Raw genomic sequence first — 584 nt, forward strand, 5'->3', positions numbered from 1 at the left:
GCGAGCACCGCCGAGTGGCCCGGACCGGCCGTCGACACCGCGTGGCCGCTGGCGTGGGGCGCGGCGAAGCCGAGGACCAGGACGGCCACGGAGATCACCACGAACGCCACGGTCATGACGGCGAACAGCAGCCTGCCGCCGTGCCCGAACCAGGTCAGTCCCGCCACCACCAGCAGCAGGACCAGCGCCAGCGGGATACGCACCGGGGCCAGCCCCGGGAACAGGGCGATCACCGCGCTGGCCGCCGCCGCGATCGAGATGCCGATGGTCAGCACGAAGTCGACCACCAGGGCACCGATGGGCAGGAACGTCCAGCGCGGCCCGAACGCCCGCGCCGCAGCGGCCGCCGCGCCGCCGCCCTTGGGGAAGCGCCGCACCAGCTGCCAGTAGTTGGCGGTGACCACGACGACCAGCCCGATCACCAGGCTCATGGTGGGCAGCAGCAGCGCCAGGTTCCCGTGCAGCGCACGCAGCGCGGCCTCGATCGCGTAGGCGACGGAGGACACAGGGTCGGCGATCACCGCGAAGGCGAACGCGAAGAACAGGATGGAACGGCGCGGGGTCCGTCCGCTCAGGGCCGTGGG

Annotated in this window: 1 pseudogene; it reads right to left on the bottom strand. The window is 73.1% G+C overall.

The annotated features are described in order from the left end of the window. Positions 1–575, bottom strand: a pseudogene (locus R2S09_RS40195) (amino acid permease); the annotation flags it as partial. Positions 576–584: the final 9 nt, after the last annotated feature.

It is taken from the genome of Streptomyces sp. MK7 (genome assembly GCF_032658145.1).
GTDB classification, from domain to species: Bacteria; Actinomycetota; Actinomycetes; order Streptomycetales; family Streptomycetaceae; genus Streptomyces; species Streptomyces spiralis.